General features: G+C 55.8%; 17 protein-coding genes. 15 read left to right on the plus strand and 2 right to left on the minus strand.

All coding sequences use genetic code 11. The annotated features are described in order from the left end of the window. The first annotated feature begins 41 nt into the window (after positions 1-41). Positions 42-1,292, plus strand: a complete 1,251-nt coding sequence (gene lysA, locus KGZ66_04795; protein ID MBS3984907.1) for a diaminopimelate decarboxylase — start codon at positions 42-44, stop codon at positions 1,290-1,292. Between the two features lie 139 nt (positions 1,293-1,431). Continuing rightward, positions 1,432-3,816, plus strand: coding sequence for an AAA family ATPase (locus tag KGZ66_04800; protein ID MBS3984908.1), 2,385 nt, complete (start codon positions 1,432-1,434; stop codon positions 3,814-3,816). Between the two features lie 93 nt (positions 3,817-3,909). Here KGZ66_04800 and KGZ66_04805 read toward each other — a convergent pair whose 3' ends face one another. Continuing rightward, entirely contained in the window at positions 3,910-5,871 is a 1,962-nt protein-coding gene (locus KGZ66_04805; protein MBS3984909.1) for a glycosyltransferase, read from the minus strand. 96 nt (positions 5,872-5,967) lie between these two features. On the opposite strand from KGZ66_04805, the gene KGZ66_04810 reads away from it, so the two are divergent. The 5 genes from KGZ66_04810 (at position 5,968) to KGZ66_04830 (ending at position 9,965) form a co-directional block, all read left to right on the plus strand. Continuing rightward, positions 5,968-7,035, plus strand: coding sequence for an alanine racemase (locus KGZ66_04810; protein MBS3984910.1), 1,068 nt, complete (start codon positions 5,968-5,970; stop codon positions 7,033-7,035). 27 nt (positions 7,036-7,062) lie between these two features. Continuing rightward, complete coding sequence (locus KGZ66_04815) at positions 7,063-7,581, plus strand: DUF4446 family protein (GenBank protein ID MBS3984911.1); 519 nt, start codon at positions 7,063-7,065, stop codon at positions 7,579-7,581. A gap of 77 nt (positions 7,582-7,658) precedes the next feature. Continuing rightward, the gene (locus tag KGZ66_04820; GenBank protein MBS3984912.1) at positions 7,659-8,612 is read left to right on the plus strand and encodes a peptidoglycan DD-metalloendopeptidase family protein; all 954 of its coding nucleotides are present in this window, start codon (positions 7,659-7,661) and stop codon (positions 8,610-8,612) included. Then, the gene (locus tag KGZ66_04825; GenBank protein MBS3984913.1) at positions 8,609-9,022 is read left to right on the plus strand and encodes a polymer-forming cytoskeletal protein; all 414 of its coding nucleotides are present in this window, start codon (positions 8,609-8,611) and stop codon (positions 9,020-9,022) included. Before KGZ66_04820 ends, KGZ66_04825 begins: the two co-directional genes overlap by 4 nt. A 52-nt stretch (positions 9,023-9,074) precedes the next feature. Next, on the plus strand, positions 9,075-9,965 hold the full coding sequence (locus tag KGZ66_04830; GenBank protein MBS3984914.1) for a diacylglycerol kinase family lipid kinase: 891 nt from the start codon (positions 9,075-9,077) through the stop codon (positions 9,963-9,965). A 2-nt stretch (positions 9,966-9,967) separates the two neighbouring features. Here the strand turns inward: KGZ66_04830 and yyaC are convergent, their stop codons facing one another. After that, positions 9,968-10,564 (minus strand): spore protease YyaC, encoded by a 597-nt coding sequence (yyaC, locus tag KGZ66_04835; protein ID MBS3984915.1) that lies wholly within the window; start codon positions 10,562-10,564, stop codon positions 9,968-9,970. A gap of 94 nt (positions 10,565-10,658) precedes the next feature. Between yyaC and KGZ66_04840 the strand changes: the two genes are divergently transcribed. From KGZ66_04840 to rpsR, 8 genes are all read left to right on the plus strand, one after another. Then, on the plus strand, positions 10,659-11,834 hold the full coding sequence (locus tag KGZ66_04840; protein MBS3984916.1) for a hypothetical protein: 1,176 nt from the start codon (positions 10,659-10,661) through the stop codon (positions 11,832-11,834). A gap of 5 nt (positions 11,835-11,839) precedes the next feature. Next, positions 11,840-12,511 (plus strand): hypothetical protein, encoded by a 672-nt coding sequence (locus KGZ66_04845; protein MBS3984917.1) that lies wholly within the window; start codon positions 11,840-11,842, stop codon positions 12,509-12,511. Between the two features lie 15 nt (positions 12,512-12,526). Then, on the plus strand, positions 12,527-12,778 hold the full coding sequence (locus tag KGZ66_04850) for a DUF3343 domain-containing protein (protein ID MBS3984918.1): 252 nt from the start codon (positions 12,527-12,529) through the stop codon (positions 12,776-12,778). Between the two features lie 12 nt (positions 12,779-12,790). Then, positions 12,791-13,663 carry a mechanosensitive ion channel family protein gene (locus KGZ66_04855; GenBank protein ID MBS3984919.1) on the plus strand — a complete coding sequence of 291 codons (873 nt, stop codon included), beginning with the start codon at positions 12,791-12,793 and terminating at the stop codon, positions 13,661-13,663. A 31-nt stretch (positions 13,664-13,694) separates the two neighbouring features. Beyond that, positions 13,695-13,892 (plus strand): DUF951 domain-containing protein, encoded by a 198-nt coding sequence (locus KGZ66_04860; GenBank protein MBS3984920.1) that lies wholly within the window; start codon positions 13,695-13,697, stop codon positions 13,890-13,892. Between the two features lie 305 nt (positions 13,893-14,197). Next, the gene (locus tag KGZ66_04865; GenBank protein ID MBS3984921.1) at positions 14,198-14,485 is read left to right on the plus strand and encodes a 30S ribosomal protein S6; all 288 of its coding nucleotides are present in this window, start codon (positions 14,198-14,200) and stop codon (positions 14,483-14,485) included. Positions 14,486-14,521: 36 nt separating this feature from the next. Next, positions 14,522-14,920, plus strand: coding sequence for a single-stranded DNA-binding protein (locus KGZ66_04870; GenBank protein MBS3984922.1), 399 nt, complete (start codon positions 14,522-14,524; stop codon positions 14,918-14,920). 23 nt (positions 14,921-14,943) lie between these two features. After that, positions 14,944-15,171 carry a 30S ribosomal protein S18 gene (gene rpsR / locus KGZ66_04875; protein ID MBS3984923.1) on the plus strand — a complete coding sequence of 76 codons (228 nt, stop codon included), beginning with the start codon at positions 14,944-14,946 and terminating at the stop codon, positions 15,169-15,171. Positions 15,172-15,270 lie beyond the last annotated feature (99 nt).

The following is a 15,270-nucleotide window of genomic DNA, read 5'->3' on the forward strand; positions in this document are numbered from 1 at the left end:
TTCACTCTCGAAAGGCGGAACAAGCTTTGACAGTAAGAGACATGATCGGCGGCTGTGACGCTGTCGAGCTCGCACAGAGGTATGGCACCCCGCTCATTTGCTACGACGAGGACATGATCCGCGACAATTGTCGGCGGTATATGGCAAGTTTTGCGCACAATCAGAATCGCGTTGCCTACGCCGGCAAGGCCTTTCTGTGTTTGGCTATGTGCCAGATAGTAGAGGAAGAAGGCTTGTACCTCGACGTAGTATCCGGTGGAGAGCTTTACACCGCGTTACAGGCGGGCTTTCCACCGGAGCGAATCTATTTTCACGGTAACAACAAGTCTCACGCCGAACTGACCATGGCCGTTAGCGAGGGCGTCGGCTGTGTCGTCGTAGACAACGCCTATGAGTACCATACTCTAAAGGAGATAGCGGCGGCGGGCGGCAAACCCGTGAATATACTCCTGCGCGTGGCGGTAGGGGTAGATGCGGCAACTCACCCTTATGTCATGACTGGTCACGTCGACTCGAAGTTTGGGCTAGGACTAAATAGCCAGACCCTTGACGACCTTGTGGCCGATGCCCTAGAAGACCCGAGGCTCACCCTGTTAGGGTTTCATAGTCACATCGGCTCGCAGATTGCGGACTTACATGCCTTTGCGCGCGCCACAGAAGCGCTGTTTGCGGGCATACGCCGCTACATCGCATTGCATAAGTGGTCGCCGCTTGAAGTGAACTTAGGCGGCGGGCTTGCCGTTCAGTACACGATAGACGATAAGCCAGCCACAATCGAGGAATTGTGTGCAGTGCTGCTTGAGACTGCAACGCGACACATGGACGACCAGAAGATTTCCCCGCGTCTGACTATAGAGCCCGGGCGTTCCATAGTCGGGCCCGCCGGGACAACGCTTTACCGCGTAGGCGCAATCAAGGGCACATCGACCGGGCGCCGCTTCGTAAGTATCGACGGCGGCATGGCCGATAACCCTCGCGTAGCGCTGTATCAGGCCAAGTACACCTGCTCACTAGCATCCCGCAGAAATGAGGCAAACAGCGCTGTTTACACAATAGCCGGTAAAGCCTGCGAGAGTGGCGACATCTTAATCTGGGACCACCCTCTCCCAATCGTGCAGAGCGGCGACATCTTGGCCGTACACACCACCGGAGCGTACACCTACAGCATGGCCAGCAACTACAATCGCCTCCCCCGACCGGCGGTCGTGCTCGCCAAAGATGGTGTCGCCCGACTGATTATTGAGCGCGAAAGCTATAACGACCTGACGCGAAATGATCGCAGGCTAAAGTAGCGGTGAGCATGTCGCTTGTGGCTTGTCCCTTGTGGCTTGGGGCGGGAACCTTCAAAGATCCGTCCCCGCTGCTTCTTGGCAATTTGCGCAAGCTGTGTGACAATTGCCATGTGAAATAGAATGCGAGAGGAGCAGGAATGTGGTAGAAAGGCTATCTTTAAAGGACCTCACAGCCGCGTCGAGCGACCGACTTTTCACGTTTGAGACTACAGCAGAAGTCCCCCCGCTTGAGGGCATCATCGGCCAAGACAGGGCCGCGAACGCGCTCGCTTTTGGCCTGCGCATGACGGACGAAGGGTACAACATTTATCTCATGGGCATCACAGGCACCGGCCGCAATAGCTACACCAAGTCCATTGTCGCCGAGCGCGCCAAAGAGCAGCCTACCCCGAGTGACTGGTGCTATGTCTATGATTTTGATCAGCCCGACAGCCCCTTAGCCCTAGCCTTCACGCCGGGGGCGGGCGGCCAGTTTAAGGAGCAGATAGAGTCCTTTGTCGCTCGCATCCGCGACGACATTCCTAAAGCCTTTGAGAGCGACGAGTTCCGTAACCTGCGCAACGAAGCCGTACAGCAGTTTCAGAGCCAGACAATGGCCGTGCTAGAGAAACTAAGCGGGCTCGCCAAAGCTCAGCAGTTGCTCTTCAAGCCAACCGGCAAGGGCTATGTGACTATTCCTACACTCGACGGGCAACCGCTGAATGAACAGCGTCTGCAGGAGCTCGATGCGGCGACGCTAGAGGGCATCAACAAGCGCATTCAAAGCTACCAAAAAGAGGCCGAGCCCCTGTTTGAAGAGCTTGGCTCACTAGAGCGCGAAGTGCAGGAAAAGCTGCAGGCGTTAGAGCGCAAAGCCGGCGCTTCTATCGTCTTCCCGTTGCTTGAGAGTATCCGCAAAAAGTTCGAAGCTAACCAGGAAGCCCAAAAATACCTGAGTAACTTAGAGCAGGATATCTACAGGCACTTAAGACACTTCTACCCTGATGACGGGCAGCAGGACGAGGATAGAGCCGCTGCCATGCGCGCTCAAAACAAAGAGGGCTGGGATATAAAGTACAAGGTTAACTTGTTCGTGGACAACGGCCAAGTTCAGGGAGCCCCAGTGGTGTTTGAGACTAACGCGAGCTACTACAACATGTTCGGTATGATTGAGTTTCAGCCAAGCATGGGCACGCTCATTACGAACTTAACCAAAGTGAAGGCCGGCTCATTACACCGCGCTAACGGCGGCTACTTAATCGTGCAGGCCGAAGACCTTTTCAGCAATGCACACTCCTGGAAGGCCTTAAAGCGCGCCGTAAAGAACAAGCAGGTTCGAGTCGAGAACGTCCCTGACGGCAGCAGCGGTGTTATCACCGGGTTAAGGCCACAGCCTATCCCGCTTGACGTAAAAGTTATTCTTATTGGCAGCTACGATATCTACATGCTGCTCTATCGTTATGATGAGGACTTCCGCAAGCTCTTTAAGATCAAAGTGGATTTCGAAACCGAGATGACGCGAGAAGACGAGAACATCCTTAAGATGGCCGCGTTTATTAGCCGGCACTGCCGCGACAGGGGGCTGCACAACTTCCACCGCGCGGCGGTAGCAGCCGTAATAGATTACAGCTCACGCCTCGCCGGAAACCAAAGCAAGCTCAGCACGCGCTTTAACGACATCGTGGAGCTTCTAGCCGAGGCAAATTCCTGGGCCTCCCTTGAAGGGGCAACCCTCGTAGAAGAACGCCATATCACCAAAACCCTGAGCGAAAAGCGCTACCGCGCCGACAAATACGAACAGAAGATTCACGAGCTCTTTGCCGACGGCACGTATCTCATGGACGTGCAGGGCGTAGCGGTCGGGCAGATAAACGGCTTGGCAGTGCTGAACATGGGCGACTACTCTTTCGGCAAGCCGGCGCGCATAACCGTTAACACCTTTACCGGCAAGAAGGGCGTTATCAACATCGAGAAAGAAGCCCAGCTAAGCGGACGCATACACAACAAAGGCGTACTGATTATTGGCGGCTACTTAGGCGCTAAGTTTGCGCAGAAGTTCCCCCTCACGCTTACGGCTACACTGTGCTTCGAGCAATCCTATGACGGCGTGGACGGCGACAGCGCCTCAAGTGCCGAGCTTTACGCCTTGTTGTCAAGCCTTGCCGACGTGCCGCTTAAGCAAGGTATAGCTGTCACCGGCTCGGTCAACCAAAAAGGCGAAATCCAGCCGATAGGCGGCGTCAACGAAAAAATCGAGGGGTTCTACCGCTTGTGCCAAAAACAAGGCTTGACCGGCGAACAAGGAGTACTTATCCCCGTCCAAAACAAGCGACAACTCATGTTGCACAGCGAAGTTCTGGAGGCGGTCAAAGCCGGTAACTTTCACATCTACGCTGTACGGACCATCGAAGAGGGCATCGAAGCGTTAACCGGCATGCCCGCAGGCGAGCGCGACAGCACAGGTGAATACACAGAAGGCTCTATCTTCCGACTAGTCGAGAAGAAGCTTGCGGCGTTCCATCAGCAGGCCCTAGACGAGGAGTAGGGGCGGGCTTTGAGCTTTGAGCAGTGAACCGCGGGTAATCATGAATCAGGAATCGTGAATCATGAACTGCTGGGAAAGGGCTCTATAACTCCCCTACTCACTCGTCCGCGGCGTCTTGGTCCAAGCGGTGGGGTGTTTCCCCATCGCTTTTAGTACCATGGCACTGGTATAGGGCACAGGAAAGAAAAATGCGGCAAACGGCAGAAAGCACAGCTCCATAGCCACGCCTACATGGCCATACCACGTTAATGGCCGCCCGGTGCGGTCGATGTGGGTGTAGTACCGGTAAAAGGCATAAAAGGTAAAGGTCACGTACACTAGGCTTAGCACATGTAGCAGCATGCGCACGACGTCCGGTAGCACCGTCGGGTCTACATTCCCCGTCCAATACAAGAGCAGCATGGTCGGCGGCAGAAGGGTAACCGCTTGGTAGAACGTCCATTCCACAGGGCCTTTGAGCGTCAGCTGGCGGAGCAGCTTCGCCTTGCGCTCCGCTTTGCACCCTTCTGTAAGGCGGATTTTATCTAAGATCTGCAGATGACCGGTGCCCCAACGCAGCCGCTGTTTATAGAATGACTGAAAGTGCGGCGGCGTTTGTTCGCTGCTTGCGTAAGGCAGGTACTCGGGCCAGGCGCCGGTGGTAAGGTAGGCGCGGGTGCCGAGTTCTAGGTCTTCGGTAAGGATTTGGTGGTCGTACCCCTTAAGTTCGACGAGGAGGGCGTAGTCCACGTACAGATTGGTGCCCCCCGCAAAGGGCAGCCTGCGAAAGACTACAGGTAAGTACCAGTCGTGCGCTACCGCTTGATAGAGCGAGGCAATCTTACTGAACGCCCCCATCTCGTAGAAATTGCGCACCTGAAAAACAGGCCCCTGCCAAATGGCAGTGCTGCTGTCACTAAGTTTCTTGTGCGCCACATAAAGTAACACGTCGGGCGCCGGCCGGCTCTCGGCATCGTAAAAGCCGCAGATAGTAGTTTTCTCTGAGATGCTGCTAGCCAACGCGTAGTTTAGTGCCCGCCCTTTTGTGGAAGGGACAGCGGTCCCGGTCAACCTCCCGGGGCAATGCCCGTCGTAGTCAAAGGGCACGGTAACATGCTTAAACTGCGGGGCATCGGCCGGGAGTTCGCTCCCTACGCGCGCAAGCACGTCTTGCGTGGTCGGAAAACACCACGCAGCAAGCCGCACGCACAGCTCCTCCCCCTCCCCTTGTTCTAACGACGCCTTTAGGTAAGTTAACATATCTGCGGTAATCAGTGCGGTAAAACGCGACAGCAAGTCCTGTGTAACGCGATGATTGGCCTTAGTAGTGAAAGTGAACACCGAACGCAGCAGACGCTCGTCTCGCTCGCCGCATAGCTTGGCGTAGGCGGCCACTACCGGCAAAGTTAAGCACAAGTAGTTAGGGTACAGGCGGGCAATTTCCTTGTCGTCACACTCCGGGAAGGCGCGCCGCAGCAGACAGTATATCTTGCCCATGCTCAGGCGGCCGCGCGTTGCGACCAAGTCGTTTGAGAGTGCCGCAATGATGTCCCGACAACGTCCCAAGTCGCCCTGCGTTAAGACCAATGGCGTAAGCCAGGCGTGGTCGCGCAAGTCACGCGTGCGATACTCCCGTAGAGCCAGCTCACTCAACACTCCGAGGGCGAGCGTGCGCACCTGGGCACGTCTAGCATCATCCGGAGGCTTCCCGCGCAAAAAGGCTAGCGTCTCCCGTACTACCAGTGGGCGCACGCGCGCACTTTCTAGGGCCTCCTTTTCGTCTGTGACTACTATTATTTCGTAAGCGTTTTTGGGATAATTAAGCCCTAGCATGTGCTTCACGGTTTTCTCAATTACTTGTGCTTCGTTGCGCGCAGGCACTAAGATAGAGAAGAAAGGAATGTCTTTTTGCTGCTTCACGGCGAGCGCTGTGATATCGGCTTGACTAAGTTTTGGCCTGACGCGCCAGTAACGGCCCTCGCTGTATCGTTTCCACAAAAAGAATCGGCAAAACATGAGAAAAAGCACGAAGTACATGGTTACGGCAATTAAGTAGATGGTCTGGGGTGTGGTCAAAATCGTCTTCACCTCGGTTTCGGCCAACTATCATCCGTAGTGTGGCACCGCCGTTAAGACAATATCCGACAACGCTTATGGAAAGGAATGGCGTGAATGTCTACGCCTCGCTTGGTCCTAGACAAAGAGCAGTTAGAAAAAAACATCTGCGCCATGCAGGCAGCCGCCGACTTGGCACAGGTTAAGCTGCGGCCGCATATTAAGGCGCACAAATGCGGCCAAATAATGCACAGGCAGCTCGCGGCCGGCGCCATAGGCATTACGGTTGCGAAGCTAGGCGAGGCCACGGCCATGGCTGACTGCGGCGCGACGGACATCTTCATTGCTTATCCGCTGATCGGTCAGGACAAACTGACTCGCTTGGCGAATCTAGCGAAACGTGTTAAGGTATCGGTGGCTGTCGACGATTACTTCGCCGCTCGCCACATGGCGGAGCACTTTGACCCCGCGCGGCCGCTAGACGTACTAATCGAAGTCGATACAGGTCTCAAGCGCTGCGGTGTGCCTCCGCAGGCCGTCTACGACCTTGCGCGCGCACTGCGCGAACTGCCATCGCTCTGCCTAAAAGGCATCTTTACGCACGCCGGTCATGCCTACGGCGCGTCGCCTGACCGCGTGGAAGCTATAGGCTTAGAAGAAGCGCAAGTTATGGCTGATCTCGCACGTGACCTAAAGCGTCACGGCATTGTGCTCGAAGTCGTCAGCACAGGCTCTACCCCTACTGCACGACACAATCTCAAAATACCGGGCATCACCGAGATAAGGCCTGGCAATTACGTCTTTTATGACGCCATTCAAGTAGGTCTCGGGGTAGTTCCGTTGTCGGCATGTGCTCTCTCTGTGCAGGCTACAGTCGTTAGCAGGCCGACAGACCACCGCTGTGTCATCGATGCCGGCAGCAAAGTGTTGGGGCTAGATAAGGGTGCCCATGGGATGAGCATTGTCACCGGCTTTGGCACTATCCTAGAGCATCCCGAGCTGACGATTGAGCGTCTCTCTGAAGAGCACGGAGTGGTAGTAAGCGCGCAGGCCGTCCCAGCTATAGGCACAGAGCTCAAGGTTATCCCTAACCATGCCTGCGTGGCAGTTAACCTTGCCGACAACCTGCACTTAGCGGAGAGCGACGAAGTATGGCCGGTCACCGCGCGCGGCCGCGTGGACTAGTCTAGACTTGTTTGCTGACCATAGACTTTGCTAGGGGGAATATTCTTGAATTATCTGACCGCAACCGAGTTCGCTGTGCTCGCAGTCTTACTCCTAGCGATTTTCGCAATAGCGCTGTCTGTGTACGCCATACGTGAATTAAAGGCAGCGAGGCGCATGTACCGCGCGTTTATGGTAGGTACGACAGGCGGGAACCTCGAAGCATTGCTCATGCGCTTAGGTGAACGCACGTCACGCTTAGAGTCAGACACAGAGGGGCACGCGAGGCACTTGCGCGAGCTTGAGCAAAGACTGCCTTTCGCCGTACAGCAGGTAGGTCTAGTGCGCTTTAACGCTTTTTCGGACACCGGTGGCGAAATGAGCTTTGCGCTCGCTCTGCTGGACGCTTCTGGGAGTGGCGTAGTCATGAGTTCCCTCTACGGCCGAGCAGAGGCCAGGGTATATGCCAAGCCCATCGTGGCGGGGCAGTCCACTTTCCCGTTGAGCAGCGAAGAGATGGCAGCAGTAGCACAGGCCAAGGGCAAAGCTCACGCTAAAAAAATGTAATCAAATTGTGATATTCGGGAGGATTTGCAGCCGCGACGGCGAATGTTACTTCCTGCGATAAGAAAGGAGTGGTGGTATTGCACCCTAAACCAAAAGGTCCAAGTTCTGGGCTAGGGCAAGAATTCACCATCATGATTATCCCCCACGGCAGCGATGAGCCGTACGCCTTTCGTCTGTCACAGCGGTGGGTGCAATGGGCGGGCATTGCCCTCATTGTACTTTTGATTAGTTCCATTAGCCTTGTCTATTCTTTGCGCCAGACCAAGCTACAGCTGGCAAATTACCATGGCCTGTTGGCCGAAAACCGCCAACAGCAGGAGCATATTTTGTTTCTCGCGCGTCAGACTACAGAGCTACAAGGGCAGCTAGCCGAGATTCAGGCGCTAGATAGCTCCATTCGTACGATGATGCGCCTTACCCCTGCAGCGCAAGCCTCTGCCGTAACTCGCCCGACAGAAAACCAGAGCGCCACGCGCGAGGCGCGCCTCAGCACAGCTAGCCGGGGTACGAGCTTAGCAGCCACAATTATTCGCACGCAGCAGAGCATCGAGGAAATCAAGGAAGCCATCCCTGAGACCGAAGACAGCCTGCAAGACCTAGAACGCAAGGTCGAGTTGCAGCGCAAACGCGAGGCCGCCACCCCGTCCCTTTGGCCTACAAACGGCGAACTCACCTCAGGCTTTGGCCGCAGGCGCTCACCTTTTGGCGGCTCGTGGGAACTACACGAAGGGGTAGATATCGCTGCCCCGCGCGGCACCTCTGTCTTTGCCGCTGCCAACGGTGTTGTGCGCGTTGCGGGATGGAACGGGGGCTATGGCAACGCCATATTTATCGACCACGGTTTTGGTATGAGCACGGTCTACGCCCACCTGCACCGCATTAATGTGCGGGTCGGGCAGCAGGTGACAAAGGGCCAGGCAATTGGGCTAGTAGGGAGCACAGGCCGCTCTACCGCGCCGCATTTGCATTACGAAGTGCGGGTCAACGGCCAGCCTGTTAATCCCACGCGATTTTTACCAGAGGGCAGGTGAACGTTCTGTTCGGGCAACCTAAGCAGCGCGCAGACATTAGAGACGAACGGATTAATGACCGAGTAGACACGATTATTGGTGCAGGGACAGTCTTTACAGGCGACTTGGAAATTAAGGGCACTCTGCGCATAGATGGCAAGTGCGAGGGTAAGATTACGAGCTCCGGCGATGTAGTCGTCGGCGAGGGCGGGTTAGTCGTCTCTGCTGTAGAGGCGCGCAACCTGCAGGTGGCGGGTACCGTCAGGGGCGGCATAAAAACCTCCGGCATACTGGAAATCTCGGCCACGGGCAAGGTGTACGGCGACATAGAGGTTGGCAAGGTTGTCATAGCGGACGGGGCCATCTTCCAGGGACAATGTCGCATGCATACCGCCGAAGCGCAAACCACGGCGCCAGCGAAAAAAGAGTAGCAGAGAGCCCAAAGCCGCGCGCTTTGGGCCCTGATGTTTTGGAGGATGCTACGTGCAGGAAATAGCCCTAATTGTAAACCTCACCGCCGGCTACGGCAAGTGTCGGCGAAAATATCCTGAAGTGACAGCCGCCCTAGAACAATACAACGTCAAAGTAAAGAGCTTTTTTACCGAGAAACGTGGGCATGGGGAGGATCTGGCACGCCAAGCCGTGCGCGAGGGCTTTGGCGTCGTGGTCTCCATGGGCGGCGACGGCACCCTAAACGAAGTAGTTAACGGACTGGCCGGTTCTAAGGCCACACTCGGCTTTATACCTGCCGGCTCCGGCAACGACTTTGGGCGCACATTCGGCCTAAAGAACGGGGAGGTTAGCAAGGCATGTCGTGTGTTGGCCGAAGGCCATACCCGCCCCGTGGATTTGTGCCGCGCCGACGGGCGGTACTTTATCAATGTCGCCGGCGCGGGTTTCGATGCCGAGGTAGGACACATGGCCAACGTATGGGGCAAACGCTATTTCTCGGGGGCTACCGCGTACATCGCCTCTATTTTGCGCCAGTTAGCGGTGTTTTCGCCGCGCGAGATGGCTATTGAGCTTGACGAGCAGCGCATTTCCACCAAAGTATGGATGGTGGCCGTGGCTAATGCCCGTTACTTTGGGGGTGGGTTTATGATAGCACCCACCGCGGCAGTAGACGACGGTTTGCTCGATGTCTATATTATCCACGAGACTTCCAAGTTGGGGCTGCTCCGTGTCCTGCCGCGCGTGATGACCGGCGACCACGTCTCTCACCCGGCGGTGGAGTTCCGGCGGGCCAAACGCGTAAAACTCAGTTCGCCGCACACGCTCGCGGCACAAGCCGACGGGGAACTGGTAGGTCGACTGCCGCAGGAGTTTGTAGTTACGGGCGAACAAATCGATATGCTGCTGCCTCAGCCTAGATAGAACTACATAGAACAGGTGCGTTTTGACTCCCACGCGGAGGCAAACGCCAGTATGCCGTCGGCTATCGTCTGGGCCAGACGGTATACGAGGTAGAGGCGGGTGTTTTGTAGGACAAAATACTCCATAAATCCGCCTACATTGACTACCCCGGTAATGTAGGCGTCCCCCACGGCGGGGAGCTCCTTGTTTACCCCGGCCCCGGGTCTGAGACTCCCTTGGCCTACGGTAATTACACCGATGTTCTCCGATTTGCCTAAGCAGGCATCCACGGCCAGCACGAAGGCGTTGCTGTGTCTAACGCTTAAGGGGGCGGTTACTTCGTGCAGGTTGATGGCATGCACCGGCTGTTCAAGTGTGCCGTAAACGCATAAGCCGGGAGGTTTTTTGTCCTTAAGCAGTGTGCCGATAATCGGGCCGAGCGCGTCGCCGGTGGAGCGGTCCGTGCCTATACATACGACGATGAGCGTAGGCGCGCCCCTCTGGCTATCTACTACGTGCAACAGGGCCTTCTGTATTGTCTGTCGCGCGCCGTGCGAGTCTACGTGAACTCGAGTTTCCGTGGAGCGCAGGTTCGCCCAGACCGAACCGAAGGAACCCACTCGGCCACCCCCTCCCCCTTGCGTTTATCGTAGTATATGGGGGACAGAGGTGGTGTATGCAGGGTCTGTAATTGAGATATAGGGGGTAATCAGAGTGTGGGACGAGGAGGAGCCTAGACGTACAGAGAAGCCATACTTGTGGGTTGTCTTCTTTCTGCTTTTGTTAGGGATGAGTAGCATCTTTTTGTTGCGTCCGGGAGTCAATCCCTTTCCCCCCGAACAGGCCTCCCCGAACAACGAGGCGCCGGTCGTCTCCCTCATCGATACCAGAGCGCACGGGCAGCCGCTCTTTATTGCCAGCGCCCAAACCGGCGTTTGGGCCGTCCACAGAGAAGGCACGCGCACGGTGGTGCGGTTTCTTAATGCTCTAGGTGACGAGCAGTGGGCTGAGACTGTGCCGGTGGACAACGCACTTGTCGCGTCGAGTGGGCGATACATCGTCGTAGGCGAAGTGGGACAACAGAGGTTTTACGTTTATCACGCGCGCCAGAAGTTGGTCTTGGCAGTAACTTCCCCTGGTTCGCTACAGGCATTGTCCATTAACCAGACAGGCGAAGTGTTCGTGGCCTTTACCGTGCCCGAAGTCGACCCTCTCTCACTGCGCACGGAGGTCGCGTTCTATTCAGCGCTTGGGCACCTAGCTTGGCGGCACAGCCTATCGGAGCAGCAGCCGTTAGCCGTTAAGCAGTCACAAAACGGCAATACCGTTGCCCTTTTGTCCTTAAGCTTTGCCTCCAATGTGACGGGAAGCCTTACCGTCTACAGTCGCCACGGAGAAAAGCTGTTTGCGCATAATCTCGACGAACGCCCGGGGTATTTGGCCGTGCGTGCTGACGGCGCAGGCGTGGCGGTTACCGCCGGCAACAGCATACATTTCTTTGACCGGCAAGGGCGGCTAACACTGCGGCATGATGCCGGAGGAGCCGTCGAGAACTTAGCATCTTTAGGGCAGCATGTCGTCTTTAGTGTTTTGCGCAGGTCGCTGCTCAATTTTAGGCCCGAGTATCGCGCTGTAGTTCTAGGAGAAGACGGCAAAGTAGCGTTTGAGCATCGCAGTCGCCAGCCGATTGTGGCGCTCAGTACTGCACCGGAGTCGCGCGACATATTCATAGGTACCACGACAAGCGCCACCCTCAGCAGCCACACCGGCGAGCCAAAGTGGAGCCTGCAGCACACGTGGCAGGAAGCGTACCGTGTGGCATCACTTGACGGGGCACATTATCTCATCATTAAGGGCGATGGTCAGGTCGTACAGGTTAGGGGGGACTGAACATAGTGAGCCTGATTGACCTTTTGCTGGTAGGGGTCATAGCGCTCGCTATTCTAAAGCCAAAGCTCGCCAAAGACAGAAAGCACGCCTCGCGGCTGACGAAAAACATCACAGCTTTTTTGGTGGCATTGCTCCTGCATCAGTATGCCGTGGGGTTCTTGGGAACGACTGCTATCCCGACGCGAGTCGAGGGCTTCCTTGATGTAGTGATTTCGCTGCCCGCCGGGCCCGGCACAGAGGTTGCGCGGGGACTAATGTGGCTCACGGAGGCAGAACTACCGGAAACAATCGCGGCAGCCATCCGTAAGGCCTGGCTGCGAGACATTACCGCCGATGTAGAGGCAATGAGTTTAGCTGCGCGCCGCGTCGTAGCTACAGCCATGCTTAACTTGGCGTGCTTTATCGCGCTCTTTTTGGTGATTAGATGGCTACTCAACTTTGTGAGCATCCGCGTCGTGCGGGCACTGCCGCCATCGCTCGCACGCGGCAGTCGGGTACTGGGCCTAGCCTTAGGGTTAGCGCAGAGCATCGCCGTATGTGCTATACTGGTAGCCATAGTAGCACCGCTAGTTATTACAGGCTTACTCCCACCAATGCTAGTAGAGCATCTCCGGCATTCGCGACTTGCCGATGTGCTACTCGCCATACTTCATTACCTGAACCTATATCGCCTCTGACTTAGGAGTGTGCATGTGCGGATCTTACTCATATTTGCCACGACACACCATGCGCTTGCCGCAGAAAGCGCGCTACTTGAGCAGCGGGTGTGGCACGAACTGCTTCCTCCCCCGCGCGAACTTACCCTAAGCTGCGGGCTTAGTCTTCTTGTGCGGCGAGACGACTTTGCCCGGGTGAAGACAATGCTCGACACAGCGCAAGTGCCCTTTGCGGGCGCCTACCGCATGCCGGAGAAGCTCGGCGAACCCTACTTGCCGGTTGAATAGGAGGAGCGCGTTATGCTCGGACCGCTAGAAGATTATTTGCGGCAGTTTCCGGTTTTGCTGCCCTTTATGCCGCTCATTGTAATTCTCTTGCGGGTGACCATCATGCTTGGCGCGGCCTTACTGGCTATGCGGCTAGGCACCGCCTTGATTACGAGGCTCTTTAGCGGCAAGAACACGGGTCTAAAGCTAGACATGCGCAAAGCCAAGACCTTAGAGGCCCTGCTAAAGAGCGTGTTGCGCTATGCCATTTACTTTTTTGTCGCCATTACCGTCATTGAAGCCTTAGGTGTTCCCACCGCTTCGATTATTGCCAGCGCCGGCATTGTCGGCTTAGCTGTAGGCTTTGGCGCACAGAACCTAGTGCGAGACGTTTTAACCGGGTTCTTTATTCTCTTTGAAGACCAGTTTGCCGTCGGCGACTACATTGAAGCGGTAGGCGTAGCCGGAGTTGTTGAGGAAGTTGGGTTGCGCGTCACCAGACTGCGCGATTTTAGCGGTGTGCTGCATATTGTCCCCAATGGCACTATCGACAAAGTCAGTAACCACAACCGCGGTTACCTGAGGGCCATGGTCGACATCAGAGTTGCACACGAGGAAAACCCCGAGCGCGTGCGGCAAATTCTCGAGGCGGTAGCTACAGAGGTGGCTCAAGACACCCCGGCGGTGGTAGAAGGGCCGCTAGTTTTAGGGATTGTAGACATCACTGAAGCCGCAGTCGTCTTTCGCCTGTGGGCGCGCACAGAGCCCATGCGACAGTGGGACGTCGAGCGGGAAATTAGGCGGCGCGTCAAGCTCGCCTTTGACCGCGAAGGTATCCACACGCCCTATCCGCGCACGGTGCTTATGCCCCAAGAGACGGCTAATCCCCGCATGATTGACGACTAGACGGGATAGTGAGGAGGGTTGCCCCATGCCGATGAAGCTATTTGTAGGCGATGTGCTCGAGCTAAAGAAAGGGCATCCCTGCGGTGGCGTGCAGTGGGAAGTGCTGCGCACGGGTATGGACTTTCGCATTAAGTGCTTAAAGTGCGGCCACAGCGTAATGCTCCCCCGCGTCAAGCTCGAAAGAGATATTAAGAAAGTAATTAAGACGATGGGGGATGCTGGCTCCTAGCTCCTGGCTGCTAGCAGATGGAGCGTGCTCCGTGCTCCGTGCTCCGTGCTCCGTAGAACGGGCTCACGGCTTACAGCTTACGGCACTTCTAACGCCTAAAGCCTAAAGCCTAAAGCCTAATCCCGCTGAGCGCTGACAGCCCTCCGTTTCCCCAAGCGACAAGCGACAAGGGACAAGCGACAGCTCTACCACAACAGCTCATTTTCCTTGCTTGCTGCTTGTCCCCCTGCTATAATTAATTGTTCTTGCAACCCTGCTCCATGCATTGACATGGAGCCTTATGTCCAAGGGGAGGAGGTGCAGCAATGCGCAAGTACGAGAGTATGTTCATCCTGAACATCGGGCTCAACAAAGAGCAGCTGCCGGAGAAGGTTGAACGCTTTACCGCAGCTATCACCAATAACGGAGGTCAGATTGACAAGCTCGCCGAATGGGGCAAGCGCCGTTTAGCCTACGAGGTGAATAAGCAGCGTGAAGGGTACTATTTCTTGGTAAACTTCACGGCAGAGCCCGCCGCAGCCAAAGAGCTAGAGCGGCAATTTCGCATTTCCGAGGATGTCGTTCGCTATGTTGTGTTTCGCCTAGACGAATAGATGTGAAGTTTAGAAACTCAATCGGAGGCGGTAAGAATGTTAAACAAGGTTATACTTATTGGCAGGCTTACACGGGACCCTGAGCTCCGCTTTACGCCTACCACCGGAAAGGCCGTAGCAAAGTTTGGGCTGGCGGTGGATAGGGGTGGCAAGAACAGCGGAACAGACTTCATTAACATCACGGTGTGGGATAAGCAAGCTGAAATATGCGCGCAGTACCTCAAAAAAGGGCGACTGGTCGCAATCGTAGGCAGGCTTAACATCAATTCGTACGAGAAAGACGGGCAGAAGCGCACCTACGCTGAGGTCGTAGCCGACCAAGTTCGTTTTCTCGAATCGGCGAGCCGTGAGGGAAGTCCACAGGGTGAAAAGTCACATGACTATGACGAAGTAGCCAAAGAAGTTAACCTAGATGACGAAGACTTGCCGTTCTAGCTCTGAAGAAGGAGGAATTTTTCTTGCGCAAACGCACTCGTAAGCCCAAAAAGCGCGTGTGTAATTTCTGCGTAGATAAGGCCGTAGCCATTGAGTACAAGGAAATCGATAAGCTACGCCGCTTTATTACCGAGCGCGGCAAGATTTTGCCGCGGCGGATATCCGGCAACTGTGCTAAGCACCAGCGCCTGATGACCGAGGCTGTTAAGCGCGCACGTAACATTGCGCTGCTTCCCTATACCATCGAGTAAATAGCCTCTGGCCAGAACTTCCGCGTCCATGTCGGGGCTCCCCACTCTCTTGGGGTGAGCCCCTTCATTGTCTCTGCAATTCCCAGATTTCGCGAGTGG

The organism is Selenomonadales bacterium (genome assembly GCA_018335585.1).
Classification (GTDB): Bacteria; Bacillota; UBA994; order UBA994; family UBA994; genus UBA994.